This is a genomic window from Diaphorobacter sp. MNS-0 (genome assembly GCF_019602835.1).
Lineage (GTDB): Bacteria > Pseudomonadota > Gammaproteobacteria > Burkholderiales > Burkholderiaceae_C > Diaphorobacter > Diaphorobacter nitroreducens.
The window spans coordinates 2596243-2611714 of sequence record NZ_CP080761.1; the positions used below are offsets into that span (position 1 = coordinate 2596243).

At 68.7% G+C, this 15472-nt stretch carries 12 protein-coding genes; 8 read left to right on the forward strand and 4 right to left on the reverse strand.

Annotation, left to right across the window (positions count from 1 at the left end):
- Positions 1-14 precede the first annotated feature (14 nt).
- Both flhD and flhC read left to right on the forward strand, forming a co-directional pair.
- Positions 15-344, forward strand: coding sequence for a flagellar transcriptional regulator FlhD (gene flhD, locus K2L43_RS12350; protein WP_011806037.1), 330 nt, complete (start codon positions 15-17; stop codon positions 342-344).
- A gap of 40 nt (positions 345-384) precedes the next feature.
- Positions 385-924, forward strand: coding sequence for a flagellar transcriptional regulator FlhC (gene flhC, locus K2L43_RS12355; RefSeq protein ID WP_011806038.1), 540 nt, complete (start codon positions 385-387; stop codon positions 922-924).
- Positions 925-1005: 81 nt separating this feature from the next.
- On the opposite strand, the gene K2L43_RS12360 is transcribed toward flhC, so the two are convergent.
- From K2L43_RS12360 to ppc, 4 genes are all read right to left on the reverse strand, one after another.
- Entirely contained in the window at positions 1006-1560 is a 555-nt protein-coding gene (locus K2L43_RS12360; RefSeq protein ID WP_255580445.1) for a FlgO family outer membrane protein, read from the reverse strand.
- A gap of 14 nt (positions 1561-1574) precedes the next feature.
- Complete coding sequence (locus K2L43_RS12365) at positions 1575-2189, reverse strand: hypothetical protein (RefSeq protein WP_011806040.1); 615 nt, start codon at positions 2187-2189, stop codon at positions 1575-1577.
- Positions 2190-2286: 97 nt separating this feature from the next.
- A complete protein-coding gene (gene yccS, locus K2L43_RS12370; protein ID WP_220637667.1) occupies positions 2287-4470 on the reverse strand; it encodes a YccS family putative transporter in 2184 nt (727 codons plus the stop codon).
- A 9-nt stretch (positions 4471-4479) separates the two neighbouring features.
- A complete protein-coding gene (gene ppc / locus K2L43_RS12375) occupies positions 4480-7329 on the reverse strand; it encodes a phosphoenolpyruvate carboxylase (RefSeq protein ID WP_220637668.1) in 2850 nt (949 codons plus the stop codon).
- Positions 7330-7453: 124 nt separating this feature from the next.
- Between ppc and hemC the strand changes: the two genes are divergently transcribed.
- The 6 genes from hemC to K2L43_RS12405 all read left to right on the forward strand — a co-directional run bounded on the left by hemC (position 7454) and on the right by K2L43_RS12405 (position 15399).
- Positions 7454-8386 carry a hydroxymethylbilane synthase gene (hemC, locus tag K2L43_RS12380; protein ID WP_015913774.1) on the forward strand — a complete coding sequence of 311 codons (933 nt, stop codon included), beginning with the start codon at positions 7454-7456 and terminating at the stop codon, positions 8384-8386.
- 2 nt (positions 8387-8388) lie between these two features.
- Complete coding sequence (locus K2L43_RS12385; protein WP_220637669.1) at positions 8389-9213, forward strand: uroporphyrinogen-III synthase; 825 nt, start codon at positions 8389-8391, stop codon at positions 9211-9213.
- Positions 9203-10279 carry a uroporphyrinogen-III C-methyltransferase gene (locus K2L43_RS12390; RefSeq protein ID WP_011806045.1) on the forward strand — a complete coding sequence of 359 codons (1077 nt, stop codon included), beginning with the start codon at positions 9203-9205 and terminating at the stop codon, positions 10277-10279. Before K2L43_RS12385 ends, K2L43_RS12390 begins: the two co-directional genes overlap by 11 nt.
- Before the next feature lie 23 nt (positions 10280-10302).
- Entirely contained in the window at positions 10303-11586 is a 1284-nt protein-coding gene (locus tag K2L43_RS12395) for a heme biosynthesis HemY N-terminal domain-containing protein (RefSeq protein WP_103738049.1), read from the forward strand.
- Between the two features lie 178 nt (positions 11587-11764).
- Positions 11765-12385, forward strand: a complete 621-nt coding sequence (locus K2L43_RS12400) for a VOC family protein (protein WP_011806047.1) — start codon at positions 11765-11767, stop codon at positions 12383-12385.
- A gap of 134 nt (positions 12386-12519) precedes the next feature.
- Positions 12520-15399: a valine--tRNA ligase gene (locus K2L43_RS12405; RefSeq protein WP_220637670.1), complete on the forward strand. Its 2880-nt coding sequence runs from the start codon at positions 12520-12522 to the stop codon at positions 15397-15399.
- Positions 15400-15472: the final 73 nt, after the last annotated feature.

Below are 15472 nucleotides of genomic sequence, written 5' to 3' on the forward strand. Positions count from 1 at the left end.
GAAAGGATTGCCCCATGACCTCCGAACAACTGCTCGCCGAAATCCGCGAAGCCAACCTCACTTACCTGATGCTGGCGCAGACCCTGATCCGCCAGGACAAGGCCGAAGCCGTGTTCCGTCTGGGGCTGAACGAAGAAGCGGCCGACATTCTGGCATCGCTGTCCGCCGCACAGGTGCTCAAGCTGGCCTCACGCAACACGCTGCTGTGCAGTTTCCGCGTGGACGACGAACTGGTGTGGAGCCTGCTGACCAGCCACAACACGCCGCGCAAAGCCGCCAGCGAAGCCACCAACACGCTGCACGCCAACATCCTGATGGCCAGCCGCGTCTCCGAAGTGCTCTGAAGTCCCACGCCAGCGTTCCCTCTTCTTCCGAAAGCCCGCCATGTCCGCACCCGCCAAGAGCGTTCTCAACGAATCCAAGCAAATCGAACGCGCCGCCATGCTGATCGAGATGGGAGCCCGCATGCAGGTGCTGGAGTCCGAGACCACGCTGTCGTACGAACGCCTCATCCGCCTGTACAAGGAGATCGCGGGCAAGTCGCCGTCCAAGGGACAGCTGCCCTTCTCCACGGATTGGTTCCTCACCTGGCAGGAAAACATCCACAGCTCGCTGTTCCTGAACATCTACGAATACCTGTCCAAGGGCGTGAGCCTGGACGCGGTGGAGCTGCTCACCAAGGCCTATCGCCTCTACAACGAGCAGGTGGCCGCGGCGCAGATCGACCCGCTGCTGTCCTTCACGCGCGCCTGGCGGCTGGTGAAGTTCGTGGATGCCGGCATGCTCACGCGCACCAAGTGCTCGCAGTGCGGCGGCCAATTCGTCACCGAGCTGTACGAGAACCGCCACTACACCTGCGGCCTGTGCAACCCGCCCGCACGTGCCGGCAAGAGCAAGAGCGCCGGCGCACTCACGCTGCACTAATTCAAGTCAAAATGGCTTCTAGCGCTTACCCATCAGGCGCTAACAGCTATTAAATAAATAGCATAACGGCGCGGCAATGGGCTACCGGCCCGCCAGCAGACCGCGCACGTTGGCATCCATGGGCAGTGCATAGTCGTGCGCCGCCAGCACCGCGTTGCCCGCGCCCACCAGCTTCAGGCTCACGTAAACCGCCTGCGACGCCACCGCGTAGGTGCCCACCAGCACGGCCTGGGCCGCCTGGGCGCGCGCCACCTCCTGTGCGTGCCGCGACAGCAGCAGCTCGCCCTGGCCGGGGCGCATCGCCAGGGTCTCGCGCATGCGCAACTCGGTCACGCGCAAGCCGCGCTGGGCCAGCCGGCCCGCCAGTTGCTCGGCCACCAAGCGCCCCAGGCGCGAAGATTCATCCAACCGGTCCAACTGCACCACCGTTGCCACCAACACAGGGGTATCGGGATCCAGCGGCACTTGCAGCAACAGCGCATCCGCGGCGCCGTGGTTGCTGGCCATCAGGTCCACGGGGTCGCTGCTGGCCGCAGCGCCGTAGTAGTAGCGTGCGCAGCCCGGCAGGGCCAATGCGCTGGCGGTCAGCACCGCTGCCAGCAGCACGCGCCGCTGTATTCCAATGCGTTGCGTCATGCGGTCTCCCTCCTTCATGGCACGACCCGCCAGGTCGTGAGGGGCCCCGGCGCCGCAGCGGGGCGCTGGTACAGCGGTGCGTCCGGCTGCGCGATCGTGTACACGTCAGATGTGCGCACCAGCACCCGGCCCTCGCTTTCCAGCGACGTGACGACCAGCACCTCGGTGCGCATCGGCACACTCGCGTCCGCATGCGTTGCATTGCGCCGCACGTACACACCTTCGGCCAGGCGCTGCAACGGCGCCGCGGACGCCGCACCCGCGTGGTGCTGCACCAGCTGGGTGCTGGCCCGCAACCGCAGGGCTACGGGTTCGGTGGTTACGGCGATGCCCCGCTCCACCAAATGCGTGACCAGCAACTCGCGAAAGCCGCGCTGAAAGTCGGAGGCCTGGGGGGCCATCTCCACATGGATCGGGTGCTGCCCTGCGGGCCACGCACGCAGCCGGTCGGCCACATGCGCCGCCACGTCGGCAGCCAGCACGTCCCATTGGCGGACTGCGTTCACCGCCTGTTGCTCCGTGGGCGCGTGCGCCCCCTCCGGCGTCGCGCCGTGCGGCGCCGTTGGCAGGGGCGCGCAGCCGGCCGCCAGCCCGGCCAGGACGCAGAAGGCCAAAACCCGGTTTCTCATGATCGAAGAATATGTATTGCGTGACGACCGGCCATGCTAGCCGGTGCGCCTGCGCCCCAAGGGTGGAACAAGACGGGCTTTGCGGGCTAGATCAGCCTCAGGCCGCCGCGCCCTGCCCGGCAAGCGAGCGCACCGCGGCCCGCAGCGGCGCCACCTGCCGGCACACCAGCGCCAACTGGGCCTGCACGAGCGATAGGCCGTCGCCGGAGGCATCGGCCGCCTGCTCCAGCGCCAGCGCCAACCCCTCGGCAGCGCCATCCTCCTGCGCCAGCGCATGCCGCCCGCGCAGCGCCTGGGCCATCTGCTCGATCTGGTCCGCGGCCTCACGGGCGGCGCGCTCTGCCAACGAATCGGCCGCCACGTCGGCCGGCAGACCGCGGTGCGCACCCAGGGCCGACAGATAGCTCAACAGCGTGTGCGAGAGCACCAGCAACTGCAGGCCCACGCGCGCGTGGCGGCGCACCCAGCGCGGCTCCAGCAGCATGTGCGACAGGGCGGCAGACAGGGCCGCATCGGCGTTGTGCGCCACGCGGCGCGCCAGGCGGTAGTCCAGGTCGTCGTCCTTGCCCGTGGCGTACTGCGACATGATCTCGCGCAGGTACAGCGCATGGGCCTCCAGCGCCTCGGCCGCCACGGCACCCAGGCGCTTGCCCTGCCAGTCAGGCAGCACCAGGAACATGGCGGCCGCTGCGATGAGACTGCCGATCACCGTGTCCAGCAGGCGCGGCAGGATGAGCGTGTAGCCTTCGCCCGTGGTCTGGTTGAAGCACAGCAGCACCATCAGCGTGATGGCCGCCGTGGCCAGCAGGTAGCGCTGGGTGCGCGTAAGGAAGAACAGCACCCCCGCCGCCACGGCCAAGAGCGCCTGCAGGGTCGGGCTGGGGAACAGCTCCAGCAACGCCCAGCCCGCCACCAGCCCCAGCGCGGTGCCCAGCACGCGCCGCGCCACGCGGGACACGGTGGCCCCATAGGTCGGCTGGCAGACGAACAGCGTGGTCAGCAGGATCCAGTAGCCATGCCGCGGGTCCGTGAGCTGCATGGCGGCATACCCCGCGGCCAACGCCAGCGTGAGGCGCACCGCATGCCGAAACAGCACCGAGCGCGCATGCAGCTGCGCACGCACGCGGCCCCACGCATCGGCCAGCGAGCGCGGCGTGCGGTCGAACAATGCGATGTCCCCCAGCACCGCGTTTTGCATGGGCAGCGTGGCGGTGGTGAGTTGCGCGTCCAGCGTGCTGAGGTTGCGCGCCAGCGCGCGCAGCGAGCGCAGCGGACGCTGCCAGGCGCTCTGGCCCTGGCGCTCCAGGTAGGTGATGGAATCATGCAGGTCTGCCAGTGCCTGCGCATGCCCCGCATCGCGTACCAGCGGGCGGCGCCGGCGCAGTGCTTCACCCAGCTGCGTGCAGGCCATGCCCTGCAGCGTGAGGACGCGCTGGCAGCGGTACAGCACATCGCTGTGAAAGAGCACGTCCGCCCATTCGTTGTAGTGGTAGTGCGAGGAGCTCGCGCGCTCGTGAATATCCTGGGCGATGAAATACAGGTTGAGCAGCTGCAGCAGCCGTCCCTGGGGCGGCTGCGCGCCCATGCGGCTGAACAGGCTTTCCTTGGCGCTGTTGAGCGCCGCCACCACGCGCGCATTGGTCTGTGCCAGCGCCAGCCGCCTTTGCTGCACATCCACGCCGCGCACGGGCTCGAAGACGCTGGCCTTGAGCCGCAGGTAGGCGCCCAGCTCCTCGTACAGCGCAGCCATGCCATGCCGCAGGGGCAACAACGGCGTGAGCACACACCACGCCAACGACAACAGTCCGTACCACCCCGCGCCGGCCAGCAGCAGCGCAGGCATGCGCCACCAGGGCTGCGTGTCGCCCGCACCCTGGGGCACGCTGAGTGCCGCATACAGCGCCAGGATCACCGTGGCCGAAGCGATCGCACGGTAGCGCCCGCCGACCGCGCCCAGCAATGTGAAGACGAAGCTGCACACCAGCAGCACCACCAGGAACCACAGCGGCTGGTCCACGAGCGCCGCCACCGGGAAGGCCACCAGCGCGAAGCACGCCAGTGTGACCAGCAGCGCCTTCAGGCGGCCGCGCCAGCTGTCATCCGTCTCGGCCAGCGCAGACGCGAGCACGCCCAGGAACAGCGGCACCACCAGCTCCACCTGGTGCGTGCCCCAGCTCCAGGCCATGGCGCCGCCCAGCGCGAGCAGCACGCGCAGGCCGTAAGCCCAGGCGACCTGCGCGCCCAGGCGTTGCAGCCACTGCGCCGTGATGCCGTCTACCACGCCCGTACCTCAGCCCGTATTGCGCAGTCCCGCGGCAATGCCGTTGATGGAGATGTGAATGCCGGTCTGCACGCGCTCGTCGCCCTGGCCCGCGCGCCAGCGGCGCACCAGCTCCACCTGCAGGTGGTGCAGGGGGTCGATGTAGGGGAAGCGGTGCCGTATGGAGCGCGCCAGCGCCGTGTTGGCCGCCAGGCGCTGCTTTTCCCCCGTGATGCGCGTGAGCGCGTCGGCCGTGCGCTGCCATTCGGCCTCGATCACACCGAACACCTTTTTGCGCAGGCGCGCATCGGCCACCAGCTCGCTGTAGCGCGAGGCCAGCGCCAGGTCGCTCTTGGCCAGCACCATGTCCATGTTGGACAGCAGCGTGCGAAAAAACGGCCACTGCCGGTACATCTTCTGCAACAGCGCCAGCTGGGCCTTGGGGTCCTTGCCCGGTGCATGCGTGAAGGCATCCACCGCCGCGCCGAAGCCAAACCATCCCGGCAGCGTGAGGCGGCACTGGCCCCAGCTGAAGCCCCAGGGAATGGCGCGCAGATCCTCGATCTGCTGGCTGGCCTTGCGGCTGGCTGGGCGCGAGCCGATGTTGAGCTCGGCAATCTCGCGGATCGGCGTGGAATTGAAGAAGTAATCGGTGAAGCCCGGCGTCTCGTACACCAGCGCGCGGTAAGCCTCCATGCTGGCCTGAGAGAGCTGCTCGGCCGCTTCCAGGAACGCCTTGGTGGCGGACTTGGTGGGTTGCAGCAGCGTGGCTTCCAGCGTGGCGGCCACCAGGGTCTCCAGATTGCGCCGGCCGATCTCGGGGTTGGCGTACTTGGAGGCGATCACCTCGCCCTGCTCGGTCAGGCGGATCTGCCCGCGCACGGTGCCGGGCGGCTGCGCCAGGATGGCCTGGTAGCTGGGCCCGCCGCCACGCCCCACCGTGCCGCCACGGCCGTGGAACATGCGCAGCTGGATGGGCGCGCCCGCCTGGGCGGCGTTCATCTCGTCGAACAGCGCCACCAGCGCGATCTCGGCGCGGTACAGCTCCCAGTTGCTGGTGAAAATGCCGCCGTCCTTGTTGCTGTCGCTGTAGCCGAGCATGATGTCCTGCTCGGCCCCGCTGGCGCGCACCAACTGCGCGATGCCAGGGATCGCGTAGAACTCGCGCATGATGGGCGCGGCATTGCGCAGGTCCTCGATCGTCTCGAACAGCGGCACCACGATCAGGTCCGCCCTGGCGCCCGTGTCCAGCGTGCCTTGCAGCAGACCCACCTCCTTTTGCAGCAGCAGCACCTCCAGCAGGTCGCTCACCGTCTCGGTGTGGCTGATGATGTAGTGGCGGATGGCGTCGTCGCCATAGCGCTCGCGCATCTGGCGCGCGGTCTCGAAGATGGCGACCTCGCCCGTCGTGTGCTCGGAATACGGCGCCCCCACCACGCGCAGGGGCCGTGCGTCACACAGCAGGCGCAGCAGCAACGCGCGGCGCGCGGGCTCGGGCAGGGCCTCGTAGTCGGACTCCACACGGGCGGTGGCCAGCAGTTCGGCCACCACGCGCTCGTGCTGGTCGGAGCTTTGGCGCAGATCCACCGTGGCCAGGTGAAAACCGAACACTTCCACTGCGCGCATCAGCGGGCGCAGGCGTTCGCCCACCAGGGCCGCACCGCGGTGCGAGCGCAGCGAAGCCTCGATCACGCGCAGATCGGCCAAAAACTCGCCCGCGCTGGCGTACGCATTCTGTGGGGCTACGGCATGGCGTGCAGCCTCGCCGCCCGTCAAATCCCTGAGCGTGGCGGCCAGGCGCGCGTACACGCCCGTAAGTGCGCGGCGGTAGGGCTCGTCGCGGCGGTGCTCGCTGGTGTCGGGCGAGCGTGCGGCGAGCTGCAGCATCTCGGCCGAGACCTGCACCAGGTTGCTGGAGAGCGACAGCTCGCGCCCCAGGTGATGCACCTCGGTCAGGTAGTGGCGCAGCGCCACCTCGGCCTGGCGGCGCAGGGCCAGGGCCAGCGTGTCGGCGCTCACGTTGGGGTTGCCGTCGCGGTCGCCACCGATCCACTGGCCCATGCGCAGAAAGCTCGCCACGGGCTGGTTGCCGCCCAGCTCGCGCTCCAGCTCGGCATAGATCTTGGGGATCTCGTGCAGGAAGGTGTATTCGTAGTACGAAAGGGCGTTCTCGATCTCGTCGGCCACGGTGAGCTTGGAGTAGCGCAGCAGCCGCGTCTGCCACAGCTGGGCCACGCGCGCGCGCAGCTGCGCCTCGTTGGCGGCCAGCTCGCGCGGGGTGAGCGTGTCCTTCGCACTGTTGTAGAGCTGGGCGCGCGCCTGGATATCGTCGCGCTGGGTCAGCAGCAGGGCGATCTCGCGCTCCGCGTCCAGGATGCTCTTGCGCTGCACCTCGGTCGGGTGGGCCGTGAGCACCGGCGCCACATAGCTGGTGGCCAGCGTCTGCGCCACGGTGCGCGGCGCGATGCCGGCCCAGCGCAGGCGCGCCAGTGCCACCTCGATGCTGCCCTCCTGCGCGCTGCCCGCGCGCTCGTGCACGGCGCGGCGGCGGATGTGGTGGCGGTCCTCGGCCAGGTTGGCCAGGTGGCTGAAGTACGTGAAGGCGCGGATCACGCTCACCGTCTGGTCGCCCGTCAGGCCCTTGAGCAGCTTCTTCAGCGCCTTGTCGGCCTCGTGGTCCGCGTCGCGCCGGAAGGCCACTGACAGCTTGCGGACCTGCTCCACCAGGTCATAGGCCGCCACGCCCTCCTGCTCGCGGATCACGTCGCCCAGGATGCGCCCCAGCAGGCGGATGTCCTGGATCAGCGGCAGGTCCTTGTCGGTCTTGCGGGCGGGCGCCGGCGCCGCGGCGGCGTCGGTCTTGCGGGCGGGGGCGGTCATGCGCAAAGGTCTCCTGGCGCGCCGATGGGATGGTTGATGGAATGGCGCGGCTGTTGCAGCGCAGCATGCTAGCATTCCCCGCTGCCCCGCCGCCGTGCCTGCGGGGGCCGAGACAGACGCCGCAATGACCACTCCCTCCCCCTCGCTTCCTTCCATCGTGATCGCCACGCGCGAAAGCCAACTCGCGCTCTGGCAGGCCGAGCATGTGCAGTCCTTGCTGCGCGCGCGCGGCCACGCCGTGGCGCTGCTGGGCATGACCACGCGCGGCGACCAGATCCTGGACCGTACGCTGTCCAAGGTGGGCGGCAAGGGCCTGTTCGTGAAGGAGCTGGAAGTGGCGCTGGAGGAAGGCCGCGCCGACATCGCAGTGCATTCGCTCAAGGACGTTCCCATGGAGCTGCCCCAGGGCTTCGCCCTGGCCTGTGTGATGGAGCGCGAGGACCCGCGCGACGCCTTCGTGTCGCCCGGCTACGCATCGCTGGACGAGCTGCCCCACGGGGCGGTGGTGGGCACGTCCAGCCTGCGCCGCCAGGTGCTGCTGCAAGCGCTGCGCCCCGACCTGCAGATCGAGCCGCTGCGCGGCAACGTGCAGACGCGCTTGCGCAAGCTGGACGAGGGCCAGTACGCGGCCATCGTGCTCGCGGCCGCAGGCCTGAAGCGCTTGGGCCTGCACGAACGCATCCGCGCCGTGTTCACGCCCGAGCAGATGCTGCCCGCCGCCGGCCAGGGCGCGTTGGGCATCGAGATCCGCGGCGACCGCCACGACCTGCGTGAGGCGCTGGCGCCGCTGGCCCATGAGCGCACCTGGCTCACGGTGACGGCCGAGCGTGCCGTAAGCCGCGCCATGGGGGGGAGCTGCTCCATGCCGCTGGCCGCGCATGGCCAGTGGGACGGCGACACGCTCTCGCTGCGCGCCGCCTGGGGCGACGTCGCGGCCCGGGTGCCGCTGGTGCGCGCCGAGGGCGCGGCCCCCGTGCATACGCTGGAGCAGGCCGACGCGCTGGGACTGGCCGTCGCCGCACAGCTGCGCACTGCGGGCGCGGTGGGAGCGCTCTGACCTTGCCCGTGCCGCCGCCCCGGGCCATCGTCACGCGCCCCGCGCGCGAGGCCACGCAGTGGGCCGCCGATCTGCAGGCGCGCGGCATCGCCGCGCTGGCGCTGCCACTCATCGCCATCGGCCCGGTGACCAACCCGGCTCTGCGCGAGGAACTGCAACAGGCCCGGGCATGCGTGGACCGCTACTGCGCGGTGATGTTCGTGAGCGGCAACGCGGCGCAGTATTTCTTTGAATCAAATATGCCTCTAGCGCTTTCTGGACAAGCGTTAGCAGCTATCAAAACGAGAGTATGGGCTCCCGGCCCCGGTACCGTGGCGGCACTCGTGCAGGCCGGGGTTGCGCCCGAGCGCATTGACGCTCCCGGCGCCGACGCCGACGCCGCGCAGTTTGACTCCGAAGCCCTGTGGCAGGTGGTCGCGCCGCAGATCGGCCCGGGCGACCGCGTGCTCATCGTGCGTGGAGCCAACGCCCCCACAGCCGAAGGCGGCAACGGGCGCGAATGGCTGGCCCGGCAGATTGCCGCTGCGGGTGGCGCGGTGGACTTCGTCGCCGCGTACGAGCGCGGCGCACCCCGCCTCGACGCCCAGCAACTGGTGCTGGCGCAAGCGGCCGCCAGCGACGGCTCGGTCTGGCTGCTGAGCAGTTCCGAGGCCATTGCCAACCTGCATGCTGTGTTGCCCGCGCAACACTGGGGCATGGCCCGCGCCCTGACCACCCACCCGCGTATCGCGCAGGCCGCACGTGCGGCCGGCTTTGGCAGCGTGCACGAATGCCGTCCGGCGTTCGATGAAGTGGCAGCCTCGATAGAATCGCTTTATGAGCAATGAGTCCTCATCCGGGCTGCCCGCACCGGCGCCCGCCGCTCCCCGGCCCGCCGCGGCCCACGGCGGCCGCGCGACCCTGTTCGCGCTGAGCGCCATCGCCATTGCCGCGCTGGCCAGTTCGGTGATGCTGTGGCAGCGGCTGTCGTCCATCCAGGAGCAGTTGGCACGCCAGTCGGCCGACTCCGGCGCCCAGGCCATCGAGGCGCGCACCATGGCCCAGCAAGCGCAGGAACTGGCGCGCGAGACCTCCACGCGCCTGGCCGTGGCCGAAGCCCGCGTGAGCGAAGTCGCGCTGCAGCGCAGCCAGCTGGAAGAGCTCATGCAAAGCCTCTCACGCACGCGCGACGAGAACCTGGTGGTGGACGTGGAAGCCGCCATCCGCCTGGCGCAGCAGCAGGCCCAGCTCACGGGCAGCCTGCAGCCCCTGGTGGCCGCGCTCAAGAGCGCGAGCCAGCGCGTGGAGCGCGCATCGCAGCCGCGCCTGGCGCCCGTGCTGCGCGCCATGGGCCATGACCTGGAGCGCCTGGAGCGCGCCAACGTCATCGACACTGCGGGTCTGCTCGGCCGCCTGGACGACCTGGTGCGCCAGGTGGACGAGCTGCCCCTGCTGGGCAGCGTGGCCCAGGCAGCCAGCATGCGCCGCCCGGCGGGCGAGGCGACGGCGCCCGCCCCCGCTGCGAGCACCGCCAGCCAGCCCCGCTGGCAAGCCACGCTGCACCGCACCTGGGAAGGCGTGCGCGACGAGGTGCGCGGCCTGGTGCGCGTGAGCCGCATCGACCATCCCGACGCCATCCTGCTCGCCCCCGACCAGGCCTTCTTCCTGCGCGAGAACCTCAAGCTCAAGCTGCTCAATGCACGGCTGGGCCTGCTGGCGCGTCGCATGGATTCGGCGCGCGCCGACCTGGCCGGCGCCTACAGCGCGCTGGGCAAGTACTTCGACCCTGCCTCGCGCCGCACGCAGAACGCCATCGAGGCCCTGCAGCAGCTGCAGGCGCACATGAAGACCGTCGAAATGCCCGCGCTGGAGGACACCTTCGCCGCGCTGGCCACGGCCGCGGCCGGCCGTTGACCCGCCCCTAGGACACTCTGCCCATGCGCGCAGCACTCTGGTTCCTGGCCCTGTTCGGTGTGGCCGTTGCCGTCGCCCTGTTTGCGGGCAACAACCAGGGCACGGTCACGCTGTTCTGGCCGCCCTACCGCATCGACCTGTCCCTCAACATGGTGCTGATGCTGCTGTTCGGCGGCTTCACGCTGCTGTACGCGGCGCTGCGCGCCCTGGCGGCGCTGCTGGAGCTACCCATGCAGGCGCGCCGCTGGCGCCTGCTGCAAAAGGAGCGTGCCATGCACGGTGCGCTGCTGGATGCGCTGTCGCAGATGCTGGGAGGGCGCTTCCTGCGCGCCCGCAAATCCGCGGAATCCGCGATCGCGCAGGAGCGCGCCCTCGAAGACGCCAAGGAAGCCCTGCCCCATGGCCGTCGGCTGCGCACGCTGGCCCACATGGTGGCCGCGGAAAGCTCGCATGCGCTGCAGGACCGTGCCACGCGGGAAGCACACTTGCAGCAGGCGCTGGACAACATTCCCGATCGTGCGGTCGCCATCGAGCAGGAATTGCGCGAGGGCGCGCAGCTGCGCGCTGCACGCTGGTCGCTGGACGAGCGCGACGCCACCACCGCGCTGGAGCGCCTTTCCGTCCTGCCGGCCGGCACGGCGCGCCGCACGCTGGCACTGCGCGCCAAACTCAAGGCATCGCGCCTGTCGCACCAGACCGAGCAGGCGCTGGAAACCGCCCGTCTGCTGGGCAAGCACCACGCTTTTTCGCCGGCCGCCGCCGAGAGCATCGTGCGCGGCCTGGCAATGGAACTGATCAACGGCGCCTACGACCCGGCCCAGTTGCAGCGCATCTGGCTGGGGCTGGAGCCCCATGAGCGCGCCATGCCCGAGATTGCCGTGCATGCGGCGCAGCGCCTGGGCCAGTTGGGCGGCGATGCGATGCAGGTGCGCGCATGGCTTCTGCCGGTGTGGGAACGCATGACGGACCCCGCTCAGCCCCCGCTGCCCGATGCCCAGGTGCTCAAACTGGTGCGCGCGCTTGAGGGCAGCCTGCAGGCGCTGGATGCCAACTGGCTGGCGCGCATCGAGTCCGCCCAGCAGGCGGCTCCGCGCAACGCGCGTCTGCAATACCTGTCGGCCAAGGCCTGCCTGCAGCGCAACCTGTGGGGCAAGGCCCAGCAACTCTTCACCCAGGCCGCTCAGCAGCTTACCGATGCGTCGCTGCGCGCCAGCGCTTGGCGCCATCTTGCCGAGCTGGCCGAGCAGCGCGGCGACGCAGAGGCCGCCGCGGATGCCTGGAAGAAAGCCGCCCAGGCGAACGCCTGAGCACCACTCCCCCTTTCCCGTTTGAAGCCACCGGCCGCCTTTGCCGCGGCGGCTGCGCCATGCCTGCTGGACAGCGGTTTTTCAGATTCACTTAACGCAAATTAATTACGAATAGTAGAATTTCAGGCAGTTCTTCATACCAGCATGCGCCCTGGCGCCCTATCCCGGAGACAACGCCATGACTGCTCCCCACGACACCCTCCCGCCCCCCGCCGCCATCCAGCAGCTGCACCACTACGCCTACAAGGCGCGCGACGCGGAGGAGACGCGCCATTTCTACGAGGACATCCTGGGCCTGCCGCTGTACCACATCATCCAGAGCGACTACGTGCCCAGCACGGGCGAGTACTGCCCCTACACCCACTTCTTCTTCCGGCTGCAGGACGGCTCGTTCATCGCGTTCTTCGACCTGGGCGACGACGTGAAGCCCGAGCCCTCGCCCAACACACCCCCGTGGGTCAACCACATCGCCTTCCGCGTGAACACCGTGCAAGAGCTGGAGGACACCAAAACCCGTCTGCAGGCACACGGTGTGCAGGTGCTCGGAGTGACCGACCACCACATCTTCAAGAGCATCTACTTCTTCGACCCCAACGGCATCCGGCTGGAGCTGTCGGCCCAACTGGCCGACACCGCGCAGATGCAGCGCGAAAGCACCACCGCCCACGCCCGGCTGGCCGAGTGGACGGCGCGCAAGGAGCAATGGCGCAAGGAACGCGCCGGCGGCCATGCCAGCGCGCCGCTCAAACCCCAGACCAACGACCGCCCCGAATTCGTGCCCACCACAGGGTCTGAGTAAAAAGCGCCTCCAGCGCTTATCCAGCAAGCGCAAGCAGCTATCAGTATGGAAGCATGGCGGTAACCGAATAAAATGCCCCCATCCTCCGAACCACTGCCCAGGCGGCATCCCACGGGATGCCGTTTTTCATTGCCATGAGCGACACGATCGAACAACCCGGCCTGAACAGCCTCTCCAAGTCCTTTGAGCCCGCCGCCCTGGAGGCCCACTGGGGCCCCGAATGGGAAAAGCGCGGCTACGGCGTGGCAGGCTACCGCGGCACGGGCGCGGCGCAGGCCGGGCAGCCGGCATTCGCCATCCAGCTGCCTCCGCCCAACGTGACGGGCACGCTGCACATGGGCCATGCGTTCAACCAGACCATCATGGACAGCCTGACGCGCTACCACCGCATGTTGGGGCACAACACCGTCTGGGTGCCGGGCACCGACCACGCGGGCATTGCCACACAAATCGTCGTCGAGCGCCAGCTGCAAGAGCAAGGCGTGAGCCGCCATGACCTGGGCCGCCCCGACTTCGTGAAGAAGGTGTGGGAGTGGAAGGAAAAGAGCGGCAACACCATCACCACCCAGATGCGCCGCCTGGGCGACAGCGTGGACTGGAGCCGCGAGTACTTCACCATGGACGACAAGCTCTCCAAGGTGGTGACCGACACCTTCGTGAAGCTCTACCAGCAGGGCCTGATCTACCGCGGCAAGCGCTTGGTGAACTGGGACCCCAAACTGCAGTCCGCCGTGTCGGACCTGGAAGTGGAGAACGAGGAAAAAGACGGCTCGCTGTGGCACATCGCCTACCCCTTGGCCGACGGCAGCGGCCAGCTGGTGGTGGCCACCACCCGCCCCGAGACCATGCTGGGCGACGTGGCCGTGATGGTCCACCCCGAGGATGAGCGCTACGCGCACCTGATCGGCAAGATGGTGAAGCTGCCGCTGTGCGACCGCGAGATCCCGGTGATTGCCGACGCCTACGTGGACAAGGAGTTCGGCACCGGCGTGGTCAAGGTCACGCCCGCGCACGACAACAACGACTACCAAGTGGGCCAGCGCCACAAGCTGCCCATGATTTGCGTGCTCACCCTGCAGGCCACGGTGAACGAGAACGCCCCCGCCAAGTACCAGGGCATGGACCGCTTCGTGGCGCGCAAGGCCATCGTGGCCGACCTGGAGGCCCAGGGCCTGCTGGTCGAGACCAAGAAGCACAAGCTGATGGTGCCCATTTGCACCCGCACCGGCCAGGTGATCGAGCCCATGCTGACCGACCAGTGGTTCGTGGCCATGAACAAGGTGGCCCAAGAAGGCACGGGCGACGCCACCGGCAAGAGCATCGCGCAAAAGGCCATCGACGCCGTGGCCAGCGGCCAGGTGCAGTTCGTGCCCGAGAACTGGGTCAACACCTACAACCAGTGGATGAACAACATCCAGGACTGGTGCATCAGCCGCCAGCTGTGGTGGGGCCACCAGATCCCCGCCTGGTACGACGAGGACGGCAATGTGTACGTGGCCCGCAACGAGCAAGAGGCCCAGGCCCAGGCCCCCGGCAAGACGCTGACCCGCGATGCGGACGTGCTCGACACCTGGTACTCCAGCGCCCTGGTGCCCTTCAGCACCATGGGCTGGCCAAACCAGACCGACGCTGCCACCGACGACTACAACCTGTACCTGCCCAGCAGCGTGCTGGTCACGGGCTACGACATCATCTTCTTCTGGGTCGCCCGGATGATCATGATGACCACGCACTTCACCGGTCGCGTGCCGTTCAAGCATGTCTACATCCACGGCCTGGTGCTGGACGCACAGGGCAAGAAGATGAGCAAGTCCGAGGGCAACGTGCTCGACCCGGTGGACCTGATCGACGGCATTGCGCTGGAGCCGCTGCTGGACAAACGCACCCAGGGCCTGCGCCGCCCTGAGACCGCGCCCAAGGTGCGCCAGAACACACAAAAGGAATTCCCCGAGGGCATTCCCGCCTATGGCGCCGACGCGCTGCGCTTCACCTTCGCCGCGCTGGCGTCGCTGGGCCGCAGCATCAACTTCGACAGCAAGCGCTGCGAGGGCTACCGCAACTTCTGCAACAAGCTGTGGAACGCCAGCCGCTTCGTGCTGATGAACTGCGAGGGCTACGACTGCGGCATGGACACCGCGCAGGGCTGCACTGAAAGCTACCTGCGCTTCAGCCAGGCCGACCGCTGGATCGTCTCGCAGCTGCAACAGGTCGAGGCCGAAGTGGCCAAGGGCTTCGCCGAGTTCCGCTTGGACAACGTGGCCAACACCCTCTACGACTTCGTCTGGAACGAGTTCTGCGACTGGTACCTGGAAATCGCCAAGGTACAGATCCAGACTGGCAACGAGGCGCAGCAGCGCGCCACGCGCCGCACGCTGATCCGCGTGCTGGAGGCCATCCTGCGCCTGGCGCACCCCGTCATCCCCTTTGTCACCGAAGCGCTGTGGCAGGTAGTGGCACCGATTGCCGGGCTCAAGGGCGAGTCCATTGCCGTGGCGGCTTACCCGCAGGCCGAGCCCGCGAAGATCGACGAAGCCGCCGAAGCCTACGTGGCGCGCATGAAGAACACGGTGGACGCCTGCCGCACCCTGCGCGGCGAGATGGGCGTGTCGCCCGCGCAGCGCCTGCCGCTGCTGGCCGTGGCCGACAACGCCGACGATGCCGCCTTCTTGCGCGCCAACGCCGCCGTGCTGCAAAACCTGGCCAAGCTCAGCGAAGTCAAGGTGTTTGACGACGCCGCGGCCTGGGAAAAAGAAGCGCAAAGCGCGCCCGTGGCCGTGGTGGGCGACGCCCGCCTGGCGCTGTTCGTGGAGATCGACGTCGGTGCTGAAAAGGCCCGCCTGTCCAAGGAGGCCGCGCGCCTGTCCGGCGAAATCGCCAAGGCCAACGGCAAACTGGGCAACGAGGCTTTCGTGGCCAAGGCCCCGCCGGCCGTGATCGAGCAGGAAAAGAAACGCGTGGCCGACTTCGGGGCCACGCTGGCGCGCATCGAGGAGCAGCTCGCGCGCCTGGGCTAAGATCAGCCCGATCACCGGACAAGGGCGCTGCAGGCGCCCTTGTTTTTACCCGGCACCCTTTTTCGTGAGGCAC

Coding starts and splice junctions, on each gene's coding strand:
- flhC (WP_011806038.1), top strand. CDS start 385: ATGTCCGCACCCGCCAAGAGCGTTCTCAACGAATCCAAGCAAATCGAA.
- K2L43_RS12390 (WP_011806045.1), top strand. CDS start 9,203: ATGAGCAATGAGTCCTCATCCGGGCTGCCCGCACCGGCGCCCGCCGCT.
- flhD (WP_011806037.1), top strand. CDS start 15: ATGACCTCCGAACAACTGCTCGCCGAAATCCGCGAAGCCAACCTCACT.
- K2L43_RS12365 (WP_011806040.1), bottom strand. CDS start 2,189: ATGAGAAACCGGGTTTTGGCCTTCTGCGTCCTGGCCGGGCTGGCGGCC.
- K2L43_RS12405 (WP_220637670.1), top strand. CDS start 12,520: ATGAGCGACACGATCGAACAACCCGGCCTGAACAGCCTCTCCAAGTCC.
- K2L43_RS12360 (WP_255580445.1), bottom strand. CDS start 1,560: ATGACGCAACGCATTGGAATACAGCGGCGCGTGCTGCTGGCAGCGGTG.
- K2L43_RS12395 (WP_103738049.1), top strand. CDS start 10,303: ATGCGCGCAGCACTCTGGTTCCTGGCCCTGTTCGGTGTGGCCGTTGCC.
- ppc (WP_220637668.1), bottom strand. CDS start 7,329: ATGACCGCCCCCGCCCGCAAGACCGACGCCGCCGCGGCGCCGGCGCCC.
- K2L43_RS12400 (WP_011806047.1), top strand. CDS start 11,765: ATGACTGCTCCCCACGACACCCTCCCGCCCCCCGCCGCCATCCAGCAG.
- hemC (WP_015913774.1), top strand. CDS start 7,454: ATGACCACTCCCTCCCCCTCGCTTCCTTCCATCGTGATCGCCACGCGC.